Origin of the sequence: Secundilactobacillus collinoides DSM 20515 = JCM 1123, assembly GCF_001435975.1 — a bacterium.
Lineage (GTDB): Bacteria > Bacillota > Bacilli > Lactobacillales > Lactobacillaceae > Secundilactobacillus > Secundilactobacillus collinoides.
The window spans coordinates 60,391-84,930 of record NZ_AYYR01000054.1; the positions used below are offsets into that span (position 1 = coordinate 60,391).

Annotated in this window: 23 protein-coding genes and 1 other annotated feature; of the genes, 15 read left to right on the forward strand and 8 right to left on the reverse strand. The window is 44.5% G+C overall.

The annotated features are described in order from the left end of the window. Positions 1-11 precede the first annotated feature (11 nt). Both FC82_RS09765 and FC82_RS09770 read left to right on the forward strand, forming a co-directional pair. Positions 12-578 carry a TetR/AcrR family transcriptional regulator gene (locus FC82_RS09765; protein WP_065101517.1) on the forward strand — a complete coding sequence of 189 codons (567 nt, stop codon included), beginning with the start codon at positions 12-14 and terminating at the stop codon, positions 576-578. Between the two features lie 271 nt (positions 579-849). Then, the gene (locus tag FC82_RS09770; RefSeq protein ID WP_056996879.1) at positions 850-2,178 is read left to right on the forward strand and encodes a Na+/H+ antiporter NhaC family protein; all 1,329 of its coding nucleotides are present in this window, start codon (positions 850-852) and stop codon (positions 2,176-2,178) included. A gap of 125 nt (positions 2,179-2,303) precedes the next feature. Here FC82_RS09770 and FC82_RS09775 read toward each other — a convergent pair whose 3' ends face one another. Continuing rightward, on the reverse strand, positions 2,304-3,710 hold the full coding sequence (locus FC82_RS09775) for a C69 family dipeptidase (protein WP_054759741.1): 1,407 nt from the start codon (positions 3,708-3,710) through the stop codon (positions 2,304-2,306). Between the two features lie 727 nt (positions 3,711-4,437). Then, complete coding sequence (locus FC82_RS09780; RefSeq protein WP_054759743.1) at positions 4,438-5,118, reverse strand: EAL domain-containing protein; 681 nt, start codon at positions 5,116-5,118, stop codon at positions 4,438-4,440. Between the two features lie 561 nt (positions 5,119-5,679). Between FC82_RS09780 and FC82_RS09785 the strand changes: the two genes are divergently transcribed. The 8 genes from FC82_RS09785 to FC82_RS09820 all read left to right on the forward strand — a co-directional run bounded on the left by FC82_RS09785 (position 5,680) and on the right by FC82_RS09820 (position 12,344). Continuing rightward, the gene (locus FC82_RS09785; protein ID WP_056996880.1) at positions 5,680-6,549 is read left to right on the forward strand and encodes a DegV family protein; all 870 of its coding nucleotides are present in this window, start codon (positions 5,680-5,682) and stop codon (positions 6,547-6,549) included. Positions 6,550-6,564: 15 nt separating this feature from the next. Beyond that, entirely contained in the window at positions 6,565-7,068 is a 504-nt protein-coding gene (locus FC82_RS09790) for a DUF1836 domain-containing protein (protein ID WP_054759745.1), read from the forward strand. A 107-nt stretch (positions 7,069-7,175) separates the two neighbouring features. Continuing rightward, positions 7,176-8,012 carry a YitT family protein gene (locus tag FC82_RS09795; protein WP_054759746.1) on the forward strand — a complete coding sequence of 279 codons (837 nt, stop codon included), beginning with the start codon at positions 7,176-7,178 and terminating at the stop codon, positions 8,010-8,012. A gap of 442 nt (positions 8,013-8,454) precedes the next feature. Next, the gene (locus FC82_RS09800; RefSeq protein WP_054759748.1) at positions 8,455-9,030 is read left to right on the forward strand and encodes an NAD-dependent epimerase/dehydratase family protein; all 576 of its coding nucleotides are present in this window, start codon (positions 8,455-8,457) and stop codon (positions 9,028-9,030) included. A 12-nt stretch (positions 9,031-9,042) separates the two neighbouring features. Next, on the forward strand, positions 9,043-9,789 hold the full coding sequence (locus tag FC82_RS09805) for an SDR family NAD(P)-dependent oxidoreductase (protein ID WP_056996881.1): 747 nt from the start codon (positions 9,043-9,045) through the stop codon (positions 9,787-9,789). Positions 9,790-9,814: 25 nt separating this feature from the next. Beyond that, entirely contained in the window at positions 9,815-10,276 is a 462-nt protein-coding gene (locus tag FC82_RS09810) for an RrF2 family transcriptional regulator (RefSeq protein ID WP_056996882.1), read from the forward strand. An 8-nt stretch (positions 10,277-10,284) separates the two neighbouring features. Beyond that, on the forward strand, positions 10,285-10,707 hold the full coding sequence (locus FC82_RS09815; protein WP_056996883.1) for a hypothetical protein: 423 nt from the start codon (positions 10,285-10,287) through the stop codon (positions 10,705-10,707). Positions 10,708-10,888: 181 nt separating this feature from the next. Next, positions 10,889-11,107 (forward strand) — a binding site (T-box leader). Between the two features lie 61 nt (positions 11,108-11,168). Further along, positions 11,169-12,344 carry a pyridoxal phosphate-dependent aminotransferase gene (locus FC82_RS09820; RefSeq protein WP_056996884.1) on the forward strand — a complete coding sequence of 392 codons (1,176 nt, stop codon included), beginning with the start codon at positions 11,169-11,171 and terminating at the stop codon, positions 12,342-12,344. A 217-nt stretch (positions 12,345-12,561) separates the two neighbouring features. Here FC82_RS09820 and FC82_RS09825 read toward each other — a convergent pair whose 3' ends face one another. Together FC82_RS09825 and FC82_RS09830 are read right to left on the reverse strand one after the other, a co-directional pair. Further along, positions 12,562-13,959: a L,D-transpeptidase family protein gene (locus tag FC82_RS09825; RefSeq protein ID WP_056996885.1), complete on the reverse strand. Its 1,398-nt coding sequence runs from the start codon at positions 13,957-13,959 to the stop codon at positions 12,562-12,564. A 483-nt stretch (positions 13,960-14,442) separates the two neighbouring features. After that, positions 14,443-15,564: a family 8 glycosyl hydrolase gene (locus tag FC82_RS09830; RefSeq protein ID WP_054759758.1), complete on the reverse strand. Its 1,122-nt coding sequence runs from the start codon at positions 15,562-15,564 to the stop codon at positions 14,443-14,445. Positions 15,565-15,739: 175 nt separating this feature from the next. Between FC82_RS09830 and FC82_RS09835 the strand changes: the two genes are divergently transcribed. Beyond that, positions 15,740-16,846 carry an acyltransferase family protein gene (locus FC82_RS09835; protein ID WP_056996886.1) on the forward strand — a complete coding sequence of 369 codons (1,107 nt, stop codon included), beginning with the start codon at positions 15,740-15,742 and terminating at the stop codon, positions 16,844-16,846. A gap of 19 nt (positions 16,847-16,865) precedes the next feature. Here FC82_RS09835 and FC82_RS09840 read toward each other — a convergent pair whose 3' ends face one another. Then, on the reverse strand, positions 16,866-17,297 hold the full coding sequence (locus FC82_RS09840; RefSeq protein WP_065101514.1) for a MarR family winged helix-turn-helix transcriptional regulator: 432 nt from the start codon (positions 17,295-17,297) through the stop codon (positions 16,866-16,868). Positions 17,298-17,528: 231 nt separating this feature from the next. Between FC82_RS09840 and FC82_RS09845 the strand changes: the two genes are divergently transcribed. Further along, positions 17,529-17,759 carry a hypothetical protein gene (locus FC82_RS09845; protein WP_056996887.1) on the forward strand — a complete coding sequence of 77 codons (231 nt, stop codon included), beginning with the start codon at positions 17,529-17,531 and terminating at the stop codon, positions 17,757-17,759. 134 nt (positions 17,760-17,893) lie between these two features. Here the strand turns inward: FC82_RS09845 and FC82_RS09850 are convergent, their stop codons facing one another. From FC82_RS09850 to FC82_RS09860, 3 genes are all read right to left on the reverse strand, one after another. Then, positions 17,894-19,396 (reverse strand): sodium:solute symporter family protein, encoded by a 1,503-nt coding sequence (locus tag FC82_RS09850; RefSeq protein WP_056996888.1) that lies wholly within the window; start codon positions 19,394-19,396, stop codon positions 17,894-17,896. Positions 19,397-19,440: 44 nt separating this feature from the next. Beyond that, a complete protein-coding gene (locus FC82_RS09855; RefSeq protein ID WP_054759776.1) occupies positions 19,441-20,175 on the reverse strand; it encodes a sugar phosphate isomerase/epimerase family protein in 735 nt (244 codons plus the stop codon). A gap of 160 nt (positions 20,176-20,335) precedes the next feature. Next, the gene (locus FC82_RS09860) at positions 20,336-21,196 is read right to left on the reverse strand and encodes an ROK family protein (RefSeq protein ID WP_054759778.1); all 861 of its coding nucleotides are present in this window, start codon (positions 21,194-21,196) and stop codon (positions 20,336-20,338) included. A gap of 282 nt (positions 21,197-21,478) precedes the next feature. Between FC82_RS09860 and FC82_RS09865 the strand changes: the two genes are divergently transcribed. The 3 genes from FC82_RS09865 to FC82_RS09875 are packed head-to-tail and all read left to right on the forward strand — an operon-like array spanning position 21,479 to position 23,948. After that, positions 21,479-22,351 (forward strand): N-acetylneuraminate lyase, encoded by an 873-nt coding sequence (locus FC82_RS09865; RefSeq protein WP_054759761.1) that lies wholly within the window; start codon positions 21,479-21,481, stop codon positions 22,349-22,351. 47 nt (positions 22,352-22,398) lie between these two features. Next, positions 22,399-23,091, forward strand: coding sequence for an N-acetylmannosamine-6-phosphate 2-epimerase (locus FC82_RS09870; RefSeq protein WP_054759763.1), 693 nt, complete (start codon positions 22,399-22,401; stop codon positions 23,089-23,091). Between the two features lie 29 nt (positions 23,092-23,120). Continuing rightward, entirely contained in the window at positions 23,121-23,948 is an 828-nt protein-coding gene (locus FC82_RS09875) for a MurR/RpiR family transcriptional regulator (protein WP_056996889.1), read from the forward strand. Positions 23,949-24,540: the final 592 nt, after the last annotated feature.

Below are 24,540 nucleotides of genomic sequence, written 5' to 3' on the forward strand. Positions count from 1 at the left end.
TCATTGAAGATATGAAGAAAAAAGACGCACACAAAACTGAACAAATTATTGAAGCTGCCCGAGCTATCATCATTGCGGACGGTGCCGCGGCGGTTTCCACGACCAAGGTTGCCAAACAGGTCGGCATCGCGCAGTCCAATATTTACATTTACTTTAAGAACAAGGATGAGCTGCTGATTTCTGTGTTTCAACACGAACAGGCGCGGGTCAAAGCCTTTTTTGATGACCATATTAGTCAGAAAGGGGATTTGACCGCCCAACTAAAAGCTTACATTGACGCGATGGGCGAGCTTGCCATGACCGACTGGGACACGATGGCCATTTTGGAACAGATCAAGGCGATGCCGAAGTCGCCAGTGCTGACGGATGAGGCATTGCCGGGCAGCGACCAGCGCGTGCAGGGACTCATGCAGGCGGGCATCGACGCTGGTATTTTGAAGAATGTTGATCCGCAACTGCATATGACCGCAGTATTTAGTTTGGTTCGCAGGTATAGCGACCTGGTTCGAAACCATGGCTATCCGACAGATTTTTCGCCGGTTCGGGCGATGATTTGGGATGCGGTTTCGGCGAAATGATGAGATTGTAGCATATGTACTATAGACACTTGGGGTTGTTGCCCAGTGTCTTTTTTTGTGGTTAGGTGATTGGGACAGAATTAGGTGCGGCAGGTAGGGGCTGCTGTGGAAGCGACACTGAGCCAAAAAGTCAGACCCGGACTTTTCGGGTCAGAGTCACTTCTGCTCCGCCCCCTAGGCGCCTTGCTCCACTCTCTCTTACCAAACCCTCATGAGAAATCTGCCCACAACCTATAAAATAGAAGGGGGTTATTAGAAAGTAGGGAATTTTTTGCAGAAGAAAGAGCATCCAAAAGGAAATTTCATTGGGTTGATCCCGTTGATCTTCTTTTTGGTCATTTACATTAGTTCAGGTATCGTTACCCGAAGCTTCGACAACATGCCGTTACTCGTTGCCATGATTCTGGCCAGTATCGTTGCGCTGGCACTGAAGGGCGACAATAAGGCCGATACCTTTGAAGATAAACTCACCGTGTTTTTTAAAGGTGCTGGGCAGGAAACGATGATCCTTATGATCGTTATTTTTATGCTGGCGGGTGGGTTTTACTACGTCACGAAATCCATGCACGCGGTTGAAACGGTCACCAACATTGGTCTGACGTATTTACCACGGCCATTTTTGGTGCCGGGGGTCTTTATCCTTGGCTGCATTATCAGCTTTGCCATGGGGACATCGATGGGGACCGTTGCCGCATTAATGCCGATTGCCACCAGTATTGCCACAATTGGTCACATCAGCATGCCGCTGATGGCTGGCGTCGTGGTCAGCGGCGGCATGTTTGACGATGATTTATCGCTGATTTCAGCTTCCGCCATCGTTTCGGCTAAAACGCAGGGCGTGACAATTTTTGATAAGTTTAAAACGAACACCATCATGGTGGTGCCAGCTGTGCTGATCACGGTTATTTTGCTGGCAACGGTGACTGTCGGTAGCGGTAACGTCGGTAATTTGGGGACGATCAACTGGATCAAAATCTTGCCATACATTATTGTGATTGGCCTGTCGTTTATGAACATCAATGTCATGATCGTTCTAACGCTGGGTATCGTTTCAGCGGTCATCATCGGTTTGATATATGGCGATTTCGGGTTCGTAGCGGCGCTTGACGCGATTCACCGGGGGATGCTATCAATGGGCGATATTGCGTTTATTTCGCTGATTGTCGGCGGGTTGGCAGCGCTGATGACGCACATGGGCGGTATTCAATGGTTGCTGGATAAAATCACAAAGCGTGCCAATGGTCCGGTTGGTGGTAAGTTTGCTATTGCGTTCCTGATCCTGTTATTGGATGTGATTACGACAAACAATACCGTTTCAATCATGATTGCCGGACCCATCGCAAACGACTTGGCAGATACCTACCATATTTCAAAATCATATACGGCAAGCATTCTCGATGTCTTTTCCTGCGTGGGACAGGGGTTGATTCCATATGGCGGTCAATTACTGATGGCGGCTGGCATTGCGCAAATATCTGCGGTGTCGATCGTCCCTTACAGCTGGTACTGTATTGTACTGGGAATCGTATCGGTGATTTTCTTACTGACCCGGTTCTCGCCGCGGGATGGACGGAAGACGTTTAGTGATGTTGCTGATTAGGTGAGGACGTTTTTTACACGTGGTCATTATGACTCATTTGAAAATTGCTTAAAAAATGAACCAGCTACGATTAAAAAAGACGCCCGTCCGTAAAAGGGCGCCTTTTTAAACAGCAAACTATTCAATTAATCGTTAAGTGTAAACTGCAGTTTCATCTTTGGTTCGCCAAGCGCTAAAATTTGACCGAGCAAGGTGTTCGCATACTTCTTTGCGACATCGGCCATCTTTGCGTTTACGTCAGTCAGGTAGGCGGTCACATCAGATTCATCAGCGGCTTCTTTGTCAGCCTTGATCTGAATGTTGCGACAGTCAGCAACCGTGTTTTCTTCAAACAGGTTTTCCTGATCTTCATACAGAGCAAAGTTGCTGTCACCTAAGAGCGCCAGAATGTTGCTCAACCAGTACATGTTGGCTGGATCGCAGTTGCTAGTGGTGTTCTTGTATGCCTCTGGTGTGTCGTTGATGTTAGCGTAGAACGGAATAACGGCGTTAAACGTGTTCGGGCCAAAGGCTAACCAGTGAATGCCGGCAATTTCAGCGGGAACATCGTTACGAATTTGCAGGATGTGTAATTCTTGGTTCCGGTTGATACCAATTGGCCGGAACTTCTTTTTGTCTGCCTCAGAACCGGTACCGTATGGGTCGTATTCAGTGTTTTGGTAGTGGGAACTCAGGACGAATTTCAGGTCTTCAACACTGATCTGTTTGTCCGTTCGGCAAATAAATGGCAGGTCCTGATCGATGGGGTCAGTTTCAAATTCTGGGTTGAAGTACTTTTGACCGTACCATGCCCGCGGGTTGTTGTAACGGGTATCTTTGATAGTTGCACTGCCAAAGATGTGGCGCAGGTTGACCTGGTTTAAATCCGGATTCAAATGGTATGTGTCAATCAATTCTGGCAAGTCAGCCGCAAAGAGTGTGTCCTCAGAATCGAAATCGTAGTCAGAAATGTTCAACCGGTTTGGTGCAATCACATAGGCATCATCTGGAATGCGGATGGCTGCCCAGTGGTGGCCGCCAATCGATTCGAAGTACCAGACTTCATCTTTATCAGAAAAAGCCATAGCGTTCATTTCGTAAGTACCATATCTTTCGAGCAGGGCACCGAGACGCGTCACACCTTCTCGAGCAGAGTGAATGTATGGTAGCGTAATGGTGGTGATGTCTTCTTCACCAATTCCGTCGTCAACCAGGGGATCAACCCCTAAGATTCGTGAGTTTGAAGTAATGGTTTCAGTCGCTGTCATCGCAACGTTGTCGCTGTTGATTCCGGCAGCGGCCCAAATTCCGTGACCGTCAGTTGCGTCAGGTGTTGATGAATAGCGTAATGGGTTGTCAGGCAGGTCGATTTCAACCTTGCTTAAAACCGCCTTGTAATGTTTTGGCTGGTCTTCTGGCTTGACCAGAATGAATTTTTGCGGGTTTAACGGACCGGCACCGTCTTCGTTACGGGCAATCATCGTTGAACCGTCGATCGAGGCCTTTTTACCAACAAGAACCGTGGTACAAGAACCTTTGATTCGTTTTGTCATAAAAACATCTCTCCATTTCATTTAGTTAATCTAATCCCCCTCTATTTTATGCCATCAAGGCGGTTTAGGCTACCGTCTTGATGGAAAAAAGGGGCTCTGAACTCGTTGATTAGACGGCGTGCAGAGAGGGATAAGGTTTTATGTTTTGAACAGACTAGATAAACCGGAAGTATCAAAATAGTTTAGCATGTTTATACGTAATATCAACTATTGATCCAGTCTTGACTATGTAAGCGTTAATTTTTGAATCAATACAGGTTGCCGGTGCCTTACTTGGCAGAGCATTCAGTTGATTGGTCTCCTGATTATTTGTAGGCTACGTTTTTCTTTTGTATGTATTGTATTGTTGATGTTCTTTTTGATAAAGGCTGGACTTACGAGATGGGTCAATGGGTGAACTTGCTTTCTGTGTGTCTTTCTTAAAGCACCTAGTTATATAGTGTATTAATTCTCCCTAGCCTAAACGTGCGCCACAGGGCAAGGAGTTGCACTCTTGTTGTTATTTTACGGTACTTTAAGACCCGCGATATATAGTGTATTAATTTTCTCTAGCCTAAACGTGCGTCATAGGGCAAGAAGTTGCACCTAGTGGCCTTCGCCCGCAAAAGCCAAGCCCAGGCTTTTCCGGGCGAAGACTACTAGGCACCACTCCTTAACCGTCCTTGGTTTTGCACTCTAAAAAAAACGTCCAGCCCCTTGCTAGACGTTTCATGATTCTTCTCCCCCGTTAGCCGGCTGTTCCGACAGCTGGTAACAGTGCTGGTTTGCCCGTATAGTAGCCTTGGATGACGTCGCACGGATATTTTGTGCGGACCGTTTCCAAGTCCTCTGCATTTTCGATGCCCTCGATTGCGAGCATTTTATCATGCGTTTGAGCCATTTGGGACCAGTAGCTGACGTGAGATTCAATGTCACTAATGTGGTTAAATGGTCGGAAATTTTGAAGTGCGAACTTGTACTCATCAATGTAATCGTCCAACTTTAAAACAAGTTCAGGTGTATTGTCCCCGGTACCCACGTCGTCAATGCAGACGAACAGGTCTCTGTCGTTGAATCGTTTGGCCGCGCGTGCCAGCTGGTTGAGTGTCACACGCGGGTCAGTGCGCTCCGTTAGTTCGGTAAACAACTGGATGTCAGTTTGTTCTTGAACACTGGTGACAACGTCACAGAAAATGGGATCAATAAACTGGATTTGCTCAAGATTAAATGAGAGAAGTTCGATGTTGTTTGGCATTGCCTGAACGGTTTCAGACAGAAGATGCTGAATTTGGGTAGCAGTGATGGCGCAGAAATCCTGCGGCAGGCACCACTGGTTATTTTGGTATTCGCGGATGAAAAGCTCATAGCCGATTGGCGCTTGAGTATCACCGTTTGGCCTAAATTTTGGCTGTCCATAGAACTTTAGCATATTCACGCCCCCACGTTAAAAAATAAAACGGCCCAAACATGTCTTTTACACATGTACGGGTCGTGTGCTCGAAGAAGGTCTCATCGGGCTTGAGCAAAAGTTTTTAATTTTTTAGTGACACACTGATCTCACGTTTAAATATACCATTTAACGCATTCATTATAATAAGAGATGGCAAAAAATTCAACTCATTTATTATAATTGTTTGAAATTATTTTCGAAAGTGACAAAAAAGAGCAACGAAGACTGGCATTCAATCGAACCCGTTTATATTTTGTACAAGATTGTCAGAAACTGGCCAATACGACCTAAAAGGGGCAATGACTGAATACGTTTTTTTAGACCAATCAGTCATAGCAACTCAAGGAAACGGTGTCAATAAATATATCGTGAAATGATAAACAAACTTCTTGACTCTAGGATACCCTAACATCGTCTCAATGGCAACCATAACCAGCATCGTGCCGCAAGGTCACCGCGGTTTAAAATTGACTTTTCGATAAAGTAGTATAGAATACTACGTAAATAGTCTTTAAGACTAGATTGAATGGAGAATGTGCTATGAATTCGCGAATTGGCTTGCTGGTTGACTCGGCAGCAGATGTGCCCCTCGAGGTGTTGACCGCCAATGATAACATCGAGGTGGTACCGCTGACGTTGATGATTGGTGACGTGCAGTATTTGGATCGGGAAACGATCACCCCGAGTGTGTTTTACGAAAAACAGGCAGCCTCTGATAGTATGCCACAGACGGCCAGCCCCAGTATTGGTGAGGTGCAACAACGAATCGAACGCCTCAAACAACGCGGGTATGACAAGATTATCGGCATCACGATTTCCAGCGGCTTGTCAGTGACCAATACGGTCTTTAATCACGCAGCTACTGTCAGTCAGGATGCGACCGTCACGATTATCGATACCAAAAGCATTGGCATTGGCGCTGGTTTGCAGGCTGCCTTTGCTGAAAAATGTATTCGGGCCGGGCTGGATTATGACACAGTGGTTAAGGCCGTTGAAGATTCTGTTACACAAAGTCACGTGTATTTTTATATTCCTACGTTAAAATATCTGCGTGCGGGTGGTAGAATTGGAAGGGTAGCGGGGCTAGTCGGCACCATGCTGAGTATCCGACCGGTGATTTCCTGTGATGAACAGGGCATCTACTATCCGGTGGCCAAGGCACGGACGGAAAATAAGGCGGTGGCAAAAATGATTGCATTGGCGCTAAGTCACTGTGAGTCAGGAACACCGTTTCAAATTGCCGTGACTCAAGGTGCTAACCCCGAGTTACTGAATCAGGTAGTGCACACCCTTGAAACAAAATTACCTGGCCAGCCCATACTGACTGGGGATGTTTCCCCAGCGTTGGGGGTCCACACGGGTCCCGGTTTGGTGGGAATGGCCGTTCAGGTGGGTGCGCTGCCGCATTAAAGGAGGGGCATTGCGGTGTCCAACGAGCAAACAGCCATTAGACTGCCATTGTGGGCCGAGCTGCCTCATTTGAGCCTGCATTTGGATCAGTTATTAGATATTACAAATATGTACCTGGAGCCGATTATCGGCGATGCGATCACGAAAACGATGATGCATAACTATTTTAAGGCGGGCATCATTATTCCGCCAGTTAAAAAAAGATATTCTCAAAAACACGTTGCGGGTGCAATCGTCGTCGGGTTACTGAAAAACGTTTTTACGCTGGACGAGATCAAACAGGCACTAGTCTGGATTCTCTCTGACGCCAATGCTCAGCAAGGATACGATAACTTCGTGAAGATGTTTAACGAACAGGCTGCTAAGCCGCAGTTAGAGCCTGCCAGCGTGAACAGTATTGATCTGGGGCAGGCGTCACAATCGACGGTTCTGCAGTACGAGGCGGTTCAGTCGATTTTGTACTGGCTGGCAGCAAAGAACCGGTTAGCGGCAGCCATGAAGGCAAAATCAAAAGCTTAAGTTGGTACTGCCAACACCTCGCGAACGGTGAGTGCGGTAGTGCCATTTTTTACATACAGGTGTTTCACGTGGAACAGTGGCTTGAATCACAAAAATGGAGACGAACAATGTCAATTAAACTTATCAAAAACGGTTTGCATATCATTCTTGGTGCCATGGTGTACGCCGTGGCGGTTAACTATTTCCTGATTCCCAACCGCATCGGGGAAGGCGGGGTGACCGGTCTGACCACTGTAGGTTATTACGCGCTGCACATTCAACCGGCTCTCACCAACTTCGTCCTCAATGGTATTCTGGTCATCATTGGATTTCGATTTTTGAAGAAGAGTACTGTTTTTTACACACTTTGGGCGGTTATTTGGATCTCGATTTTTCTTAAAGTGCCCGTGTTCTTTCCTTATAAAACCAGTCAAACACTGATTGCAGCCATATTCGGCGGTGTTTTGATGGGACTTTCGATGGGATTGATTTTCAGAGCAGAAGGTACGATTGCCGGCAGCACAATTCTAGCTAAAATCTTGAATCGCTATTTCGGTGTCCGCAACGGTTCGGCAACACTGTGTTTTGACCTGATGGTTGCCATCCCATCGGGGCTGATTATCGGGTTTCAAAATATGTTGCTGACGGTGATCGAACTCTATATATCAGCAGTGGTGTTGAACAAATACTTAGATATGTTGGGAACGGAACGCGCCATTATGGTTATTTCCAATCAGAACCAGCGAATTGCGAAAGCCCTGTCAGAAAATATCGGCCGCGGCGTCACGATGTTAAAGGCGAGCGGATTTTACAGTAAATCGGATGAAGAAGTGCTGTACTTCATCTGTACACCCCAGCAGTGGACACTGGTGATACCAATTGTCCAGTCAATCGACCCGGATGCCTTCGTCATCACGGAAGGTGTAAGAAGCGTTCGAGGACAGGAATTGAATCAGTTGCTGTAAGTGCTCGAAACAAGGCGGTTAAGGGACGGAGCGGGTTGTCTCTCGGACGTTGATGTCCCACACGTTACAAAATCTTCTACAATGCAAAATATCACAAAACCAATCCTGATTGTCAATTAAGCGCTCACGACGCAGCAGTCCATTGCATCCCGGAACACGTTTTCAAAATGCTGTCGAACGCAACGTCGACAAAATGAATCACAAACAATAAGCGCTAGTTTCAGTGCCAACCGATGGCACTGATTTTTTTTACCGAGCGAAAAATCCTCAATCTAGCAGCTAAATTTTCAATAAATGAGTCATTTAAACCCAGCGTTGTTAGCTATACCTAGTAGACAATGCTGGGATTTTTTCGAGAATAAAGCAGGCCGCTTGACAAATCACTATTCTGGAGATATTTTATATCCATGGATAAAATAAATCTACGAAAGAAGAACCTTCCATGACCTCAAAAATTATTTTAATTGGCGGTAACGGGTATATTGGCCGTTCGCTCACCTCTGCTTGGGCGGCAATCGATCCAAGTGCCCAGTTCTACGTCCTGTCGCGGTCAGGCCATAATCAGCTTGAGATGCCTCAAATCATGAATAGTGCAATCGATATAAATGACCGAGAGGCGGTGAGTGCTGAAATTCCTGACCAGATCGACTACATCGTTGATTTGGTGGGTCGGCCGGAAAAGGACGCCGCGACTTCAATCGAAGTGAATGACAAGCCAGCGTTATTGATGAAATTTTTGGCCGAAACGCACCATGCCAAGGCCATGGGGTTCATTGGCGGTCGGCTTGGCGCCAAGGCTTTTGTTAATACTAAACGGACCCTCATCGGTCAGCTTCAAGCTAGTTCGGTACCGTTGGCAGTTGTCGAACCAACACTCGTGTATGGTGCTGATCGGCAGGATTCCATGACGAAAATGGTGCCGCTGTTGAAGATATTCGGGGCGGTGTTTCCGAATATGAAACCAGTGAAGGTCGAAACTGTCGTTGATGAGTTATTGACTAAATTATTACAGTACTAAGGGGGATGCTGAATGACAAAAACGATGATCGTTGGTGTCGGTCCAGGTTTTGGGTTGGCACTGGCCAAAAAATTTGGGCAACGTGGCGATACGGTGATTCTAGTGGCACGCAACGAGGCAAAATTAAAGGCTTATCAAGCCGCACTAACTGGTCAAGGCTTAGAGGTTAGTTACTTTGTGGTTGATGTCAATGAGCATAAACAAGTCGAAACGCTATTCGCTTCAGAAACGGATGTGGATAAGGTCATTTACAACGTTGGCATCACCGCGCCTGATGATCCAATTCATACCGCACCGCAAGCCGTTGACGCACGGTTGCACACGAATGTTACGTCCTGTGTGGACGTTTGCCAGCAGTATTTGGCCACCGAACATCCACGAACGATTTTGATTACCGGTGGCGGGGCGGCTTGGCATCCAAGCATGTACACAACCACGCTGGCAATGTCCAAGGCTGCGTTAAGAAGTTATGCCTTAGCGTTGCATGATTCCGTAGCCACGTCTGGCGTTTATGTTGGACTAATGACGATTCAAGGTATTTCCGGTCTTGGCCCAGAAATGTCACCGGAAAAGGTTGCCTCGGCTTATTTGAAAGCAGTAGAGGCCAGAAATCAAGCTGAAATTTTTTACCCCGGTGGTAAACTAAGTGAAGTGTCGGAATTCGACCAATTAAAAGAACTGGCGAAGAATCCGGCAAAACGGGCAGCGTTACTGCAAGCACATCCTGAATTTGCGAAGTATCAGCACCTATTATCTTGAAAAACAGTGATTAAGGAGCAGTCACATGAAAATAAGTAAGAGCGTTGAGCAGGGCATTTACGTGACGTTAATGCTGGCTCTTCAAAAGAATCACACACCGGTGAAGAGTCTGGTGTTGAGTCAACGGTTGGAGGTGTCAGACTCGTATTTAAAGAAGATTTTACGAAAGTTAGTCGTTGCTGACATTATCAATTCCAATGCTAGTAAGGACGGCGGTTACACGTTGAAACGGTCGGTGGAGACCATTACCTTTTTTGATATTGCGCAAGCAGTTGATAACGTTGGCGACATGCAGTTTCCAGACTTGCACCTTGCTGAGAAAGTCTTTCCGGGTAACGTTGCCCACATCCAGAAGAGTAAAACGATTGCGGGTGACGTGCTTGAAGAAGCGCAGACTAATTTCAACACCGTACTAAAACAATATCCCCTGAGCTTGTTACTGGAAGAAAAATCTTACCAAAATGGTCTGATCGACTGGAAAGCATAGGAGTCGCTATGAAAAAAACGGTAAGTGTGCGGCAGTGGATTCACGCACCGGTTGGCGATTGCTACGCGTGGTTAGCTGATTCTGATCACGACATTGCGCCCCAGTTAGTGTTCTTTTCTAAATGGCACCATAGTTCAGTTAAGTTGCGTAATTTGGTGACCGTTGCCGGTTGGTTGCAAGAAGAAACGACTGAGGCAAAGTATAACGAGCTACTTCGGTATAAACTAAAACGCCGGGTTCCTGGTACTAAAACAATGAACGGACAACTGACCTTTTTTGAACACTGCGGGGTGACCAGGGTCACTTGGACGGTAACGTTTGACGTTGCTGCTGGCGTTTTGACGAGCGCGGTTGGACTAACTGTCACAGCAATTTCAAGTCGACTTTATAGGCGTGTTTTACGGGCCTGTGCAGTAGCGGTTGAAGGGTGATCTCGCCGGGTGGTTATCGGTGGACTAACGGCAACACGTTCCACAGGTAAAGAGCCACTGCATAAGGGCGTTTGGACAAAAAAGTCTGCCCCGGTCTTTTTTGTGCAGACTCGCTTATACGTCGCTCCTTAACCACCTTGTTTCACGTTCTTGACTTTTTCTCACCATATCCTCATAATGTACCCAGTTAGCTCAGAAGATGAGTATTAAATTCACCTCGTACATAGAGAGTCGTTGGTTGCTGAAAAACGATCCTGGTGACTTAAGAAGATGGTCTTCTCCGTATTTGGTTGGTGAGGAGTTTCCTAGCCGACAGCGGTTGTCACCCGTTACCGTGATCTTGAGTGGTCTGGTTCAGTCCGGACTATTAAGGTGGTACCACGGCAATGTCGTCCTTTATCTTTTTTGATAAAGGCCTTTTTTTATTTCTGGGCTAACGCTAATCGAAAGGGGTATTTACAGTGAAATTTGAAGAATCAAAGGTGCTGCAACACCTGCCAAAACAATTTTTTGCTAGTTTAGTTAAAAAAGTGAACGCGAAAGTCGCAACGGGTGCGGACGTGATTAACCTGGGTCAAGGAAATCCTGACCAACCAACGCCCGACTTTGTTGTCAAGGCAATGCAGGACGCAACGGCTGAACCCGAAAATCATAAGTATTCACAGTTTCGCGGCGACCCAGAATTAAAGCAGGCAGCCGCTAATTTTTATCAGCGTGAATACGGGGTAACATTGGATCCGGAAAAAGAGATTGCTATTTTGGGCGGTTCTAAAATTGGCTTGGTTGAACTGCCATTCGCCGTTTTAAATCCTGGTGATACGCTTTTGCTGCCAGATCCAGGTTATCCTGACTACCTCTCCGGCGTAGCGTTGGCTCAGGTCAAACTGGAACTCGTTAAACTGACCGAAGCCAATGATTTTCTGCCAGATTATGACAGTATTGACCCCAAAATTGCGCAGGCGGCCAAACTTCTTTATTTGAACTACCCTAACAACCCTACCGGTGCGGTTGCAACGCCAGAGTTCTTTAAGAAGACCGTTGCGTTTGCACAACAAAACAAAGTTGGCATTGTCCATGATTTCGCTTATGGACCAATTGGTTTCGATGGCCACAAACCAATCAGTTTTTTGCAGACACCTGGTGCCAAGGATGTTGGGGTGGAAATGAACACGCTGTCGAAGGCTTATAACATGGCCGGCTGGCGGATCGGTTTTGCTGCTGGAAACCCAGATTTGATTGAAGCTATCAATCTGATTCAAGACCACTTATTTGTCAGCGTCTTCCCGGCGATTCAAAAAGCGGCCATCACGGCTTTAAATAGTGACCAAAGCACGGTAAATGACCTAGTCGCTTTGTACGAAAAACGGCGTAACCAGTTCTTCAAAGCCGCTCGGGCAATCGGCTGGGAACCGTACCACTCTGGTGGTGCCTTCTATGCATGGATGCCGGTACCCAAAGGCTATACTAGTGAAAGTTTTGCTGATCTGTTGCTTGAAAAGGCGGCCGTTGCGGTTGCACCAGGTAACGGATTTGGCGAAGCAGGCGAGGGCTACGTTCGGGTCGGATTGTTGATCGATGAACCCCGGTTTACAGAAGCTTGCCAACGCATCGGCAAGCTGGGATTGGCCTTTAATTAGACACTCAAAAAAGAGCCTCTTATCGCGTACTTCAATCGGAGAAGTAAACGTGTTGAGAGACTCTTTTTTGGAACTGAGGCGCTGTTTCAAGGGCACCTGTGTCCATAGCAGCTGAATAGGCAGTGTGTCAAAAAGAGCCTGTAAAAGCCCCGTCTGTGCCAAAAAAAAACGGCTCCGTTTTCGGAGTCGTTTTTAAAATCCATGAAGTTAAGTGGTACTAATAGTAAACGACAACTGGTTCGTCGGTCGAAACAACTTCCCAGAGTGCCTTGATCTTCGAAGGCGGGTTGTTGATACAGCCGTGAGAGTGATATTCACTCCGGTCGCTGACGTTCCCGTAAACGCTGCTTGGTTGCCATGAAGAGTCATGGAGCCCAACACCATCTTCGGTAAACGGCATCCAGTACTTGACCTTCGAAGCGTAGGATGTCCCATTGTCGTTTTCACCACGCAACGTTGCGTTACGTTGCTTATAGAGCACGTAGAACACACCCTGTGGCGTCTTGTCGCTCCCGGTAACGGTCCCGGACATCACTGGCGTACTGAAGACCAGCTTGTTATCAACGTAGGCGTATTCTTCCAACGTCTTCAAGTTGACTTCGACCCGCGTACCGCCGACACCCGACTTACCATAGCCAAGTCCTGAAACATAGTTTTTCAGGTTCAGCGTTGTCGGACTAGACTTCTCAAACTCTGCTAGAATGGCATCCTTCAACTTGGTCTGTTCAATCGACCAGCCATAGGTACTGCTGCCGACCTTGGTCTTAATGGTCTTGCCGCTGTGTGTCTTGTAGCTGAACGACTTACCCTTGGTATCGTGTTCGTTAGCCAACTTGGCAATCTCCGTCGACAGCGTGGAACTATTGTACGTGTACTTACCGTCAACCGTTGCCGTGACGCTCTTCAGATAGTCGCTGGCCTTAAAGTGCCAAGTAGTACTGCCGTAAGTGACTTTTACGGTTCGGTTCAACAAGGCTTGTAAGTTCGACTTAGTTGTCTTGATCGCTGAACTGTTGGCTGTCGCTGGTGTATCAATCGTCTTTTTAACGTTGATCTCCAAGTCCGTCTTCGCTTGCGACTTGAATGCTTTAACCATTGCCGCCTCATCCAAGGCAGTCCCGTTTTGACTCTTAGAGACGGTCGTCTTGCCGTTTGAATAGGTGACCTTAGCATTAACCGGCTTTGTCCGGTTAGCGTTGATGGCCTCAATTTTAGCCTTAAACGCTGGTAAGAGGGTGTTTATCCGGTAATTGTAATCGGAAGTGCTGACCGTTTTTGAAACTGTCAGTGACGCAGTCTCTAAGGCGTGGCCGTTGTTATTACGTTTCTGTAATAACTTGCTGACCTCGGCTGTTGTGACGTCAACTTTTGACTTGGCCACGTTAATGGTGTTGCTGCTGGTTGACGAATCACTTGAATTAATTTTATCTGCTGCTTGGCTCGCAGTCATGTTTGTAACTGTGATGCCGTTGATCTTAGCCGGCTTAAACCGCTGATTGTAGTAGCTGGCATAACCGACTGCTCCTCCAGCACCAACAACGATGAGGGCGATGAGACCAATTAATACCCACTTTTTCGTCGCCGTATGCTTTGTTGTTTTCCTTTTGCCTGCCATAATATAATGTCGCCGTCCTTTGATCAATTTGACTAGGTCCGATTATGGACGGTTAGTCTTAACCCTTCCTAAAATAATTACTAAGAATTAATTACGTTTGCAATGAAACTGTGTTCAAAATGTCTTTTTGAAACATTTGGTAGGGATATGTCTGTTTTAAGCTCTCACAGCTGTGTAGTCAAGAATAACTTGTTTAAGATTGATTGATTCGGTAGTAAAAAGGCCAATATGTTAGCAATCTAACACTAATAATAACACCTGATCCAATTTTTATTTTACCACGATTTTTAGGCATTATTATTTTTAGTAAGCAAAATTACCCGCCGGAAACTAAATGATGACTACTTTCAACAAGAATAAAGCAAAAATGCGCTGATATAAGTCTGACCTGATTCGATAACTGCGTCACAGAGGTGATCACATAACTAAAAAACAGCAAGCAGTGAATTTCTTGTCGTTCATGGCTTGCTATTCATTCAGCGCCTATTCCAAAGCGGTTACAACCTGCAATGTGGCAGAGTAGTAATTCTTTTTTTCAATTGTTGTTGGCAGCTGTTTCTTTGTTTTGGCTGCTAATGAGGTATATTTCAAGGTTCGTGCTGCCATGTTGATTGGTGCTGTGAAGGCAGTGTTTTCATAGCTGTTCACGGCTTTACCGCTCAACGTGTAAACGGCCGTGATCTTAGATTTCTTATTGAAGAAGGTTAGCTGTTTCTTTAGTGCCGCTTTAGAAGTGCTGTCCTTGGCCAACAAGTAGGCTTGTGCCAGTCGCCATGGCACCCGGCAGGCGTTGTAGCCGACCTGGTCATCGGTGGCACTTTCAAATTCGTAGGCTTTGGCTGCGGTGAGCTTGATAGTGCTGCCCTTTGCGAAGATGAAGTCAGGGAACAGGCCGGTTGAATGGCGGGCACTCAATTTTTTGATTGCTGTCTTGCTGTGACTTGCCACTTTTGTCCACGTGCTGTTCTTGGTGTACGTGGCGAAGGTCTTGAAATAGCCGACCATCAGATCAGATGTCCGCAGCTTGCTGGCATCATAACTGCTGGTGGCCCAGTTACCTTCCTTTGGCAGGTAGGTGGTTGTATTGATTTCGTAGTTCTTGATAGCTGTTAAAATATTCTTGGCAGCCGCCTTATAGTTAACGGTCTTGCTGCCCCATTCTTTGTCAGCCAGGATCAGTGCGTAGGCGATGTCCAGGTCACCGTCAGTGGCGCTGTTGCGTTGTGAACCGGTGCTGGTCAAATGGCCGGAACGCATGGTTTGCTGCCAACACATCAGCGGAATCTTGCTGGAGATTCGGTGCGCCCGGTAGTAGCGATAGAACGCGTTGAAGGTGGTGTGCGTACTGGCACCTTTCTTGGCGGCCAACACACTGGCTAGCATGCCGTAGCCCTGACCCTCTGAAACGACAGTGGTTGCACCGCTGCCATTATTGTTGCGGACGTACTTTTCAGTTTTTCCGCCGACGTAGTCTTTTTGCCACTGCTTGTACCAAGTGACTGCCTGCGTTGTTTTCGCGTGGGCAGTAGTTTGGGTGACGCCCCCAAGCGTTAATCCCAGACCAAGGACGGCACCAAGCAATACTTTCCCTAATTTAGATATCATCCTTAAGCTCCCTTTCAGTTGTATTATGTCTATTATAAGGCGTAAATACGGGATACTGTGTTTTTGAATTTCTGGAATTTTCAAAATATTCGAAACACCCGTTGACCACCATACAGGTTTGCCACTTGCGGTATAATAGGCACTATCTATCGGATTGAGAGGGGTGAATCGTGAAGTGGCTAAGACAGCAGCAATTCAAGCTGACGTGGGTGATTATTTAAAATTAACAGCGTGTACAGCAGTTATGCTGCAGCCGATACTGGCTCTAGCCCTAACGCTGAACCCCAGTAACGCGGCGCAAGTGGGCATTGGGTTTGCCTACAATTTAGTGAAATTTACCGCACCGGCGTTTATCTTCGGGATTCTCTACACGACCATGCACCAAACGCTTTGGCCGGTGCGCCCCTATAACGACTATCTACGCAAACAGTGGCACGGGTTGTTCGTTCCCACAATATGGTGGACCAGCCTCTATCTGCTGGTCATGCCCTGGGTACAGCAAGGGACGCGGTATCACTCGTTGGGCGGTTTTGTGTGGCGGTTTGTCAACGGAAATGCCGCACCGCATCTGTGGTACAACACGATGATGCTGCAATTTATCGTGCTCATGCCGCTGTTTTGGAAGCTGGCCCGGTGGTGCGGTGTCAGTGCAAAACGGGCGTGGCGCATTGTTGGCGGCACTGTCCTTTTCACGCTGGGATGGCTGCTGATTTACGACACTCAGGTGTTCCATGGGCCGCACATGCACAGCTGGTACATACTGGATCGGGTATTTCTCAGCTTCCTGATTTATGGCATCTTCGGTACCTTAACGTGGTCGTTTCGCAACTGGATCATGCCATGGTTGCAGCGCTGGTGGCTGGGATTAGCGGCGCTAGCACTGGCAGCTTATTACTGGGTCAACCGCGATTTGTTTGCGTTTGACTTTCCGGTCAAGCTCACGAACGCGCCGTACTACCGCCCGGTGATGGTCCTTTATGATCTGTTGGTCATTGGCTTAGTGGCGGCGTTGGGCAGTTATCAGATTCGGTGGCAACGGCCAGTAACAATTTGGATTCACCGGTTTGCTAATTTTGCCTATAAAGCTTTTTTATCGAACGTTTTCTGGGAACAACTGGTTTGGCTGAAGGTTGGAAAAACGGTCATGCAGGCGCATTTGTTTTGGGGCATTCTCTTGACTTACGCTGCGACTTGGCTGTTGTCATTTGCTTCAGCCTTTGGGTTGCACGCGTTGTGGCGACCGTTGAAAGCAACACTAAAAAACCGTTTTGGGCAATCTTAGCGACTGCACAAAACGGTTTTTAATCGGATAAATTGACTAGCATCTGGTCGACAACGTTTAAGAATGTATTGAGATCATCGGCGGTAATGTGACGTGCTAACCGGTGTTCGAGGCCGTTGATGTCGGCGAGAATCTGGGTTTCAAACTGGTGTGCCTTTTCCGTTGGGATAATCTGTTTGAGCCGGTTGTCATACACTGTTGGCTGGCGATTGATCAAGCCCTTCCGGACCATTTCCTTGAGCATGTTGGTCGCGGTTGGTGCCCGCAAGCTGTACTCGACCTCGATGTCTTTTTGAAAAACGGGGTGCAGGCGGCTTTGGGCCAGAATGTAGAGCAGAACGCGACCCTGGGTGCCGCTGAATTCATATTTGCTGGCAAATTTATCAAGTTGGCGCCGAATCTTATTGGCCAACATTGAAATAGCTTGCCCAGCATCTTTTTGATTCTTCATGGTTCGCCTCGATTATTTGCGATTGGTTACGGTGTCAGTGAGTAATATTATCATGATTCAAACAGTGTAAAGTATACCGCTAAACTGCTGATGAGAGTAGCATTTTAGCGGTTTGTCAGTGGTTAGATTGAAAATATAATTTTATTTCCTAATAGTAAAAGAAGAAATATATTCTCGTTTACGTCCTCGCTAGGTGGTTAAGGTGCTACACTAAGAGTGGAGGTGAGTGAGATGACAACTTTGTTTGTACATCAAACTGACGCAGAACAACCCGTAAAACTTTCTGACGGGACAGCAGGTCTTGTGGAGCGCTGCAAGACCCCTGATGGTAATAATGGGTATCTATTCAAATTTTTTGATCAATTGCACGGTGATTTTTGGTGTGACGCCATTACAGATGGCGAAACGGTGACGGTGGATTCCATCAATCGACATGAACAATTTCAAATGTCGGTGCACTGAACACTTTATTTGTGCGAACATACGGTATTTTTAGTGGTGACAGTCAGGTATGCGGTATGTGATTAGAAATAAGGGTGGCAGTGGCCGTTGTTAGATGCAAAAAAGCGAACCTACTTAGGTTCGCTTTTTTGTCATTACCGTTTAACTTCTTCATTGATTGTTTTGTAAGTCAATCCAGTGATATCTTGTTTGTGCCCTGGTTTCAAGAAGCTGAAAACATAACCCAAAATCATAGCACCAAGAAAACCAACAATGCTGACAAATAGTGCATTAATACCATTTAACTGAATGACATAACAGATAACGGTGGTAACAAGCATTCCAATTGTTGCCCCAAATCCATTGGCACGATGGCTAAGGATTCCTAAGGCAAACACTCCAGCAATTGGAACACCAAACAAACCAAAGAGGCCAAGATACTTATCAATCATATCAGAACTATGCAATTTGATGAGGACAAGTGTTGCAATCAATCCCAGAGTCCCACAGATCAGGATACTTAAGTGGGTAATACGCATACTCATCTTATCGCTTTTATCCTTCATGAACCTTTGTTGAAAGTCAGTAACTAAACAGGCGGCAGTACTATTTAAACTAGACGCAATAGTGGCTTGTGATGCGGCAAAAATAGCTGCAATAATCAGACCGGCCACTCCAGCAGGAATTTCTGTCAGAACAAAGTAAGGGACTAGTGCCGTTGTGTTAAAACCTCCTGGTAACTGGCCACCATGGTTGTAGAAACTGTATAGTACGGTGCCCATTCCGTAAAATAATGGAATCGTAATTAGTGAAAGCAATGCATTAGTCCAAATAGATTTTGCGATATGCTTATTATCTGTAGACGTAGTGTATCGTTGAACAACATCTTGGCTAGCGGTGTATTGATAAAGTGTATTGAAAATCTGACCTAGCAAAATGATTGGGACGGTAGATTTAGTGACACTCCAAGCAAAGTCCGCTTTTGTTAATAATTTACCTTTTGTTGAAATGTCATTCGCGACTGTCGCTGCTCCGCCGTGAGTACCGTGAACGGCAAAGAAAATAATCAATGCGGCCCCAATTAATAACAGAATGCCTTGAATAACATCACTCCAGATGACACCTTCCATTCCGCCTTGGTATGTGTAAATGATACACAATATTGTAATAAGGGCAGCTACTAAGTAGGGATTAATATTAATGATGGAGTCTAAGGCCACGGTTGGAAGATAGATAACAATGGCAATTCTACCAATGTGGAATAGGACAAAGAGAATACTGCTGAAGACTCTTAAGAACGGATTGAAACGAAATTCCAAATATTCATAGGCGGTTGTAACATTAAGTTTTGAGAAAAATGGAATATAAAAATGAATCAAAATTGGCGCAATTAGGAAAATAGCCAAGTTACCAAATGCATATGCCCAGTCGGTTAAGAAAGATTTTTCTGGTGTAGACATGTAGGTGATTGCACTCAAGGTTGTGGCAAAAATGCTAAATCCAACTGCCCAAGCAGGTACAGAACTGTTGCTGGCTTTGAAAAATGATTGAGAACTTTGTTGACTTTTTTTACTAAAGCTCATTCCGATAAAAATCATGATGATCAGGTAAGCAATTAGGACAATCCAATTGAGTGTCCCAAAACTGTGTTTAACCATAATAGCGTTGGCCTCTACTTTCTAATTGAATGAAATCGATAATATTAACGCTGACTTAGTGCGTCATTAACCAACTCAATTTGATTATTGATTTTATTTGAGTCAATTTCGTATTCTAAAAATACCGGTACATTTCTATCTAGTTTGTTTAACATTGGTCGCCATTCAGTCTCACCATGGTCGAGCATAACAGTTTCTTGATGCTCGATATCTTTTAAGTGAAATACTGAAGTGACATCTTCCAAGGAATCAAATGCGGTTTCTGGACGTTGATTGATCCAGTACCAGTTGCCTGAATCAAATGTATAGCCTAGTTCTGGCACTAGGGTCAATAAGCGATGAACAGCCTCGGTAAAGGCTGGCATTTCTGAATTGGAATTAGGTTGATTTTCAACTGTTAGCTTAACCTTACTTGTTTGTAGCTGTTTTGACAGTCGTTTAAGAGTAATCGACTTAATATCGGTGCCATCACCTAAACTTATTTTCAGCCCGTTGATGTTATAGTGATCTGCCATGTAAAGGTATTCTGCTAGATTTTCATTGATTTGACCATTTGAGAAAAGTTCTTCAGGAATAGAATAGTAAAGACCCCAGTGATTATCATGGCAAAGTTGCCCAATTGCTTTTAATTCTTGATCCTTAGTTGTGGTATCAAATAGTTCACCCCGTACTTCAATGTTGTCAATCGGTTGATTCACAAGTGTGCAAAGACAATCGCTTTGAGTATTACCATTTTGAATGCTGGTTAGGAAGATAGCAGTATTAATTGAAGCATGCATATGATGGTCACTTCTTTCATAAAAATCGCTCATTTATAAAAACAAAAAACGCTACAACCCCCTAAGACCTCAAATCTCAGGACGATGTAGCGGTTAATTTTTAATTGGCTGATTATTACAAAAAGTAGAATAGCATGTCTTCCTAAAAATGTAAACGCTTTTATTTTAAAAATGATGAAATTGCACCCAATAGTTGGGCGTCATTTGCTAATTTACTAGTCTTTAAGTCTGTTTGAAACAAATCGGCAGGGATATATACGGTTAGTGCGCGGTTTAATAGTTTGAGCAAATAATTACCTTGTTGGGCGACAGCACCTCCGATAATTAAGACCTCTGGATCTAATACGAGCAAAATATCGGCTATTCCAGTCGCAATTTGATTAATCCAATTTTCAATGATATGCAGATAAGGTTGCCTGCCATTCTTTGCTAGATTAAATCCATCTTTGACACTGACATTTAGCTTAGCAAGTTCGGTATCTAATGTCAGTGTTGCTGCCCGCTGTTCAAAGTAAGTGTCTGTTTGTGGTTGAAAGCGAGTATATCCAATTGAGTTAGCGTTATTATGTGCACCAGAATAGAGTTTTCCATTAATAGCGAAAGCACCGCCAATCCCAGTACCTAGGGCAATACAATAGGCACTAGTGGTATCTTTTGCGCTACCGGCAAGGAGCTCACCTAATAACGCAGCGTCAACGTCGTTTACAACATTAACAGGTAGATTGGTTTTAGTTTCTAATGTGGATTTAATTGCTGTGCCTTGATAGTTCGAGATAGTAGGTCCCGCATACCTAATCGTTCCTGTTTGATCAACAATACCAGCAGTTGAAACGCCGATACCCACAACGTGATACAAATGTTGGTACCTGCTTGCTGTGTCAGTCAAGTAGTCTATTATCTCATTGTTCAAATTACGATTAGTTTTTACACTGTTGCGGTCAATAATCGTGAAATCATTTTTTATTAAGGCCGACTTGATTGATGTGCCGCCAACATCAAATGCCAAGTAGACGTCATCCATAAGAATCATCTCGCTTCTCTATTTAGTTACAGGAGTCATTAGACACGATTTTTCCGTTTTTGTAAACCTTTGAAGAATGTGTGTCGGTAGAAAAATCAAAAAATATTAATTATTTTGAGTGCTTGTAAACGCTTACGATATTACACTGCACTGAATAAATGAAATTATTTTTCACATTTTTATATTGAAAAAATAATTTTCATATCGTACAGTGTTGTCAGCGGTTGATATTAAATAGCTGATTATTACCGACCACAAAATAATCCAATAGGAGTCTTAACCATGAGAAAACTTTATGCTGCATTAATGACATCATTTAACAAAGATAACACCATTAACGAACAAGGAACTCGGGAAATGATTCGCTATAACATTGACCACAATGAGGTTGATGGATTGTACGTAGGGGGGTCTACGGGTGAAAGCTTCATGCAAAGTACTGAAGAACGTGAATTGGTTTATAAAATTGCTTATGAAGAAACGGCCGGTAAAGTTGATTTGATTGCCCAAGTCGGATCAGTGGATGTCATGGAAGCCAAAAAGTTAGCAAAATATGCTGTTGACCTTGGTTACAAGACAATCTCAGCCGTACCACCATTTTATTATCATTTTAGTTTCGAACAAATTAAAAATTACTATGATATGATTCTGGAAGGCTTAAACACGCAACTTATTATTTATTCAATACCTGCATTATCTGGTGTTTCGCTTTCTCTTGATCAATTCACTAAGTTGTTTGACAACCCGAAAATCATTGGTGTTAAATACACTAATAACGATTTCTTATTGTTGCAACGATTGCGTGCTGCTTTCCCTGATAAAGTTATTTACTTTGGCACAGATGAAATGTTGATTTCTGCATTGCCGCTTGGAATCGATGGCGCAATTGGCTCAACCTTTAATTTGAACGCTAAACGTGCAAAAGCAGAGATGGCTGCTTTCGATTCGGGCGACATTAAGAAGGCTTTTGAATTACAGAATGTTTCTAATGATTTCATTCTGGATTTGATTGACAACGATTTGTATCCATCGATCAAGCTCATATTTGAAGAGTTAGGTGTTCACGCTGGCTATAGCAAGGCGCCAATGAGTAAACCTAATCCGGCGATGGCGTCAGGTGCCAAAAAAATTTACGAAACTTACTTTAAAAACTAATAATCCGGGGTTTGGAAAACAGAAAATAGCGAAAAGAGTATATAATTATGGCAAATACATTTTTAGACACAGTGAAAGGACATCTCATTATTTCTTGTCAGGCGTTGCCTGATGAACCGTTACACAGTTCGTTTATTATGGCACGGATGGCTCGTGCCGCTAAAATGGCCGGTGCTCCAGCATTACGTGCTAATTCAGTAGTTGATATTCAAGCGATTCAAGATGAAACAGGATTACCAATTATTGGAATTGCCAAAGTTGATTATCCGGATTCAGGTGTTTACATTACACCAACTATCAAAGAAATGCGGGCGGTAGCAGCCACCGGCGTTCCGGTAGTTGCCACTCAAGTTACCGGTCAGAAACGGCCCAACGGTGATTCACTAACAGAAATTGTTTCTCAGTTTCGACAGGAATTTCCGGAAACTTTGTTGATGGCTGATACAGCTACGTTAGACAACGTTCGAGAGGCTGATGCACTCGGATTTGATATTATCGGCACAACAATGCATGGTTACACGCCTGATACAGACGGTATGAACATTGCTGAAAACAATTTTGAGTATCTAAAACAAGTTCTTGAAATTGCCAAGCACCCTGTCATTGCTGAAGGCAAGGTTGATACACCTGAAAAAGCACGAAAAGTACTTGATCTTGGAGTTCATGCCACTGTTGTTGGCAGCGCAATTACGCGCCCTTTAGAGATTGCAAAACGGTTTATGGCAGCAGTTAACAACTAACTAGGATTTAATGGGAACAGGTGTATCCGATGGAAGATGACACAACTCTTTTAGATCGAATGGAAGCTGAACTGGCTCATCTTTCACGGCAAGAACGAAAAATTGCCATGAAAGTGATTCAAAATCCTAAACAAATACAAACCATGGGTATCGCTGATTTAGCGAAAGCAGTTGGAGTGAGCAGTGCGACCGTGACTCGGTTTGTTCGACGTGTTGGGTGTGCTGATTTCTCTTCCTTTAAAGTTGAACTTGCGCTTCAAATTGGCGAAAAACACGATATGGCACAGGGCAGTCCAACATTGAATAGTGTTTCGGAAATCTATTTACATGTTTTGCAAAGCACCTGGAATCAATTAAATCCGAAACAACTGGATGAAATTGTGGCACTAATAAAAAAAGCACGTCGAATTTATATTTATGGATTAGGTAGTTCAGGTTATTCTGCACAAGAAATGACGCAACGATTAATTCGGATGGGATTAGCTGCTTTCTATACAGTAGACAGTCATATGATGTTTATCAATGCAAGTGTAATGTCAGATTTGGATCTGATGATTGTTTTATCAAGTTCGGGTGAAACTAAAGATGTTAACGATGCGGTTGAACTTGCAAAAAAAAGAGGTGTGACGGTTGTTGGCCTGACTGGTGTCGCAGATAGTACTTTAACTAAACTGGCAGATGTTTCGATTCTTGTTAAAAATTCGAGCGTCATTAGTGATACTCGTTTTGTAAACAGTCAGTTTGCTGCCATGTTTGTACTGGATAACATTACCACGATGCTGTTGAAGGATGATAAGTATAGTCAGAAGATGAATGAGACTATTCAACTTATCATGGAACGAAAGTATAATCAGTAATTATTTTCGTTGAAGATAGCCATTGAATAAAAAAGTAAATTAGTGTACCCGTCGGCTACTGTTATAAATTTGATAGTAGCCGACTTTTCTTGTCTCGTTCCAGTTAAGATAGGGTATTAGAGAATTTTTTCCAAACAATTGGTAACTGTAATAGCGTCCCAAAATATTGTGATTGCCAATTGTCGAGACTTTAGATTGGGGAATAATATACTGAAGTTTACTGAAATAGTGAAGAATAGTCAGGTATCGGAAAAGTTGATTAACATAGTAAACCATTCTACGACATCAATAATATCTCTGAAGTTGAATTCAATTGGGGCTTGTTCTGAAAGGTGTCGTATTTATTCTTAAACCTCACCTGATTTTTCAAACACAGAAGAGGCATGCATCACGAATAAGCGATTGATTCTAAGCAGTTGGTTGCTGAATTTTCATAGTAAAAAAATGACAACGAGCCATTTCCAAGATCCTCTAATGCTTAATTTAGAAAGAGGACGCATTTAAATCAGCAATCCTTTCAAGTACTAAACATTCAGTTAGAATGTTGATTCAAAGTTGATTTAAACTCAGAGGAGACGACCCTTTTTGCACA